This window comes from Bacillus seohaeanensis, assembly GCF_042684945.1.
GTDB classification, from domain to species: Bacteria; Bacillota; Bacilli; order Bacillales; family Bacillaceae_B; genus Rossellomorea; species Rossellomorea seohaeanensis.
The window spans coordinates 1-4,131 of the sequence record NZ_JBHUMF010000037.1 but is presented as its reverse complement, the minus strand read 5'-3'; the positions used below and the strand labels follow the sequence as shown (position 1 = coordinate 4,131).

The 4,131-nt window shown below is 31.1% G+C and carries 4 protein-coding genes; all 4 read right to left on the bottom strand.

Annotation, left to right across the window (positions count from 1 at the left end; translation table 11 throughout):
- Positions 1-395, bottom strand: a 395-nt coding sequence (locus ACFSUL_RS21290; RefSeq protein ID WP_377938369.1) for a MerR family transcriptional regulator, incomplete at its 3' end; no start/stop codon positions are given.
- A 453-nt stretch (positions 396-848) separates the two neighbouring features.
- Positions 849-2,168: a DUF3238 domain-containing protein gene (locus ACFSUL_RS21285; protein ID WP_377938367.1), complete on the bottom strand. Its 1,320-nt coding sequence runs from the start codon at positions 2,166-2,168 to the stop codon at positions 849-851.
- Positions 2,169-2,984: 816 nt separating this feature from the next.
- Entirely contained in the window at positions 2,985-3,308 is a 324-nt protein-coding gene (locus ACFSUL_RS21280) for a type II toxin-antitoxin system RelE/ParE family toxin (RefSeq protein ID WP_377938365.1), read from the bottom strand.
- Positions 3,301-3,687, bottom strand: a complete 387-nt coding sequence (locus tag ACFSUL_RS21275; protein WP_377938363.1) for an AbrB/MazE/SpoVT family DNA-binding domain-containing protein — start codon at positions 3,685-3,687, stop codon at positions 3,301-3,303. Before ACFSUL_RS21275 ends, ACFSUL_RS21280 begins: the two co-directional genes overlap by 8 nt.
- Between the last annotated feature and the right edge of the window lie 444 nt (positions 3,688-4,131).

The following is a 4,131-nucleotide window of genomic DNA, read 5'->3' as shown; positions in this document are numbered from 1 at the left end:
ATTTTCTGCTCAAAAGCTTTAAACATTGATTCTCTTTCTTCTTCCACTGCTTCTTTGACTGCTTTATGTACAAGGTCTTGTAATTCCTGCTTCGATAAACGTACTTCATCATGGAAAACGCTAGGTGTTATGACTGCGTTTTTGTTCTCTATATCCATTGCCACAACAGCCTTTGTCGCGTCTGTAAACGAAACGGAATTAGAAAGCAACTTTTTTAATTCCCTAAACACTTTAAAATCACGTTCATAGTAAATGCGTTGCTCTTTTTCATTGCGTTCAAAGACATAACCTAACTTTTCTAATTCAAGTGACCATCTTCTTAACGTAGACGTTGTTATTTCTAAATCAACCGCAACATCCTTCGCAAAATAACCAAACGTATTTGTGTTTACCATCGCGTTTATCACCTCTCTTTTTACATTCTATCTTTAATAGAAAATAACCTTTTTAAAATGATAGAGAGATCTGGAGCAAATCGAAGAAAAGGAAAGATTGTCGTTTTTCAAAAACCCCCTCTTTTTTAACTATTTCCCAAAAGAAAAATCCCCAAATTTGGCCGAATTTGACCAGATTTGAGGATTCAACTAATAGGTACTTCCCTATAATCAACTTTATGTTAACTAATTTTGTATTCTGAACAAATAAACATTTACTCGTTTTCTTCATAAACAAAGAAGCTAAAGTCAATATAATCCTCAAGCGATTCATTCTCTTTAGGAAGTACCACCAATAAAATGGAAATTTTATACGTTAATTTTATATTTTTTCAAAAAGCAGCTTGTGGTTAGAAATAAAATAGGCCCATTCTACAAAAAAAGTTAGCCACATTGGGCTAACTTTAATTTAAATTACTGTCTACTTATATTAATAGACGCATTTGGAAAAATAGGAGCTAAATAACTGAATCCTTTATTAGTAGCTTGAAATAGTGGAACTATAAAACTTGAATATGGTGAGTATATATAGAATTCATGGTTTGGCGCTTGATCTCTTGTTCCACTAGCTGAAATACTGCCATCTCTATATGCATTAATACCAACAGTGTAATCAATATCTGGAGTAATCCACTGAGGAGCATCTGAAAAACCAACCGCAGCACTATGATCTATTCGGAAAAACAACTGATCTTTATTTGTAAGTCCTCTGTCAAAAGTAATGCTACCTTTTCCTGGTGACGATTCTAAGAGTCTACCACTTGAATTATACAAATGAGAAGATGCAATTTCTTTTCTTGTGTTTAACTTAGAGCTTGAAGAAGTAAACGTGACAACAGCCTCAGCTGTAGTTCTGGCTGTTCCACCATTAAAACTAAAGCCGCGATTATCTCCTCCGAACTGGTAACCACTTGTCCATCCGTCCACTAAGGACCTTGCTGGTACAAATTTGTTTGGAATAAAGGTACGATACATAAACCCAATTTGGTTTGCAGCAGGGTCTGCTGGTGGTGACCAAAATGTTGTTATTTGAGAATCCTCCGGTACAGTAACTACTTTTGTGTATTCGTAAGGTTCATAAAATACTTCTTCCTTAATTTCAGGAGTAATCTCAATATTATTTTCATTTAAATATTGTTTTGCTTTTTCAATCTCAACATTTGAAAGTTTTTTCCTTAATACAAACCTATAGTTATAGGTTTTTCCTTCTAAAACGTCTGTGTCAGTATAATTCTTTTCAGTAGTTGTACTTACTAACTTATTATTCTTATAGATTTCTACTTTACCATCATGCTCATCAATAATAGAGTTCCGTAATTTTAAAAAGATATTATCTGAATTCACTACAGCATCTATGAAACCTTCATCAATTGAAGGAGTATTATTAGCAGTTAAAAAGTTAATAGACTTATTTTCCGCTGCTGCTGTTTGTGTATTAATTTTTGTTGCATAATTTTCTTTATTATTCTCATCAAAAGAAACTAGATTAAAACTATATAAATGTTTCGATTTTAAATTTGAGATTACTGCTTCCGATTTAACCCCTTCCCAAATTAACTTTTTATTATCGAAAATCTTGTAAGTTGCACCAGTATCGTTCCAATCTAAAGTAATTTGTTTGTCACTAGGTTCAATCTCTACTTTTAAATCTTTTTCGTCTGCTGAAGCCGGATTCGCGATTGAAAGCGCTAATACAGAAGATAATAATAATCCTGATAAAGTTCTTTTCTTCATTATGCCACCATCCATTTAATGTTATTTTTTACACATTATGGATGGTAACATAAATTTTATATAAAAGATATAATCAAATAACAATTTGTTGTATTTTGGTATTTTTTGAGTTTTACTGGTCTCTCAGAAAACAATAGTTTTACCGATACCTATAGAAAAATAATAAAAGAGTTAAAACAGTACTAATAACAGTTAGTAATGAAAAGATATGGTTATGGGTTATTATTTCCATAAAAGTGAAGGATAAGATAACGGTAATTAGACCAGTTAAAACTGACTTAATTAGTAAATCCTGTTTAAAAAATTTATTTAAAATAAGAAAACTAAAGGCAAAGCAGGAGAAAGGTAGAAAAGAAAATACAAAAGGTAATATTGAAGAATATATGAACGATGATAAGAAATTTTCCTCCATACCGAATCTGTATATGTACTGTAAGTTTAAAATCAATATAAATATTAAGTTATAAATAATAATAAAGAAAATAAATTTTTTAAGTGTTTTCATATGTAGTATCTCCTTTTTGTGAGTCTTTCATTTTAGTATATTAAAGTCTCTTTAAGTCCAAATCCTCAAAACCTATGATAACATTTATAAATATGAAAAAAAGGCTATTTGAGATGAATTTAAAGAAGTCATTATTTAAGAGAACTAATAAGCTTTCTTTTATAGTTTAAATAAAAATTGGTTGTTCCAAAAAGCCAATAATACCAATGATTCGTAGCCTTTTGAAACAACCAATAATACTTGATTATGTGAAATATAAATGCTTCACAAAAATAAAAAACCTCCACCAGTTGTCTGAGGAAGTTTCAAAGTTACTTTTTATGTATTTTTGATGCTTTTATATAAACTTTTAATTCTTTATAAAATTGTTCTCTAGTTCCAGCTAAGATAACTAATACTAAGTTTCCTTCATCATCTTCTTGAATGCTATAAGCTATTTCATAGTTAATACCATTATGTTTAATGTCATAACCATACACACCAGCTAGATCACCTTTCTTTTGTTCACCTTCACCGAATGGATCCAGCTGGATATCTTGTAAAGCTAAACGAAACTTCTGTTGTAATCGCTTGTCTTTCAGTTTTTTTAAAAATTTCTTTGCTGCTGGTGATACTTTCAGTTCAAAATTACTCATTATCATTACCCTCAAAAAGATCATCAATTTTAACAGTATCCGTCTTAGCAGTCTCAGCAATCAGAGAATCTATAGCATTTCCTAATTGCGCCTTACGATTTTTAAATTCAGCTATTAAATCCATACCACCATAACCTTCATTAATAAGATCAGCCAAAATTTCTTCAGAAAAATCATCAAAACCATCATGAACAGGTTTTACAACTAAATGATTGCCGTAAAGCTCTAGTGTAACTTCCTCACTAATGTTTAGTTTTTCATAAAATTCTTTTGGAATGCTAATTTGTCTTTTACTTGAAACTGAAACTCGCTTTACTTTTCTTGGACGTTTTGATTTAGACATCGTCAATCTCTCCAATTTTTTTTCCGCCATTACCATAAGTTATGTCCCTCCATTCTATTTGTATACCCAATTTCTTTACTTTCCTATTTCTTGGTTTCTTTACTTCTTTGTTATTAATAGTAGCACTTAACTAATAAACCCTCAACAAATCATTATTTATAATTACATCGTGACCCGACCGAAACCAGTAGTAGAAGACCTCGATCACAATGTACTTTGTGTGGTCGAGGTCTTCTACTGTTTACGATGTTGAGGGAGGAGTTACAAATCGCAATATAAAGGCAATTGGTGCTATTTCAAAAACGCAAATAAAAAAGAGATTGATTTACATATTATTAACCTTATAGTTGCGGTAATTAAAACTCTTGAAAACAAAGGTTTTGGTTGCCTTTAGGGCAACCTTTTAGCCTTTAGGGCTATAACGTAAATTTCATAAAAATAGGGGTTGCAGAATCAGATCCGAATTGCTATTAAATACAG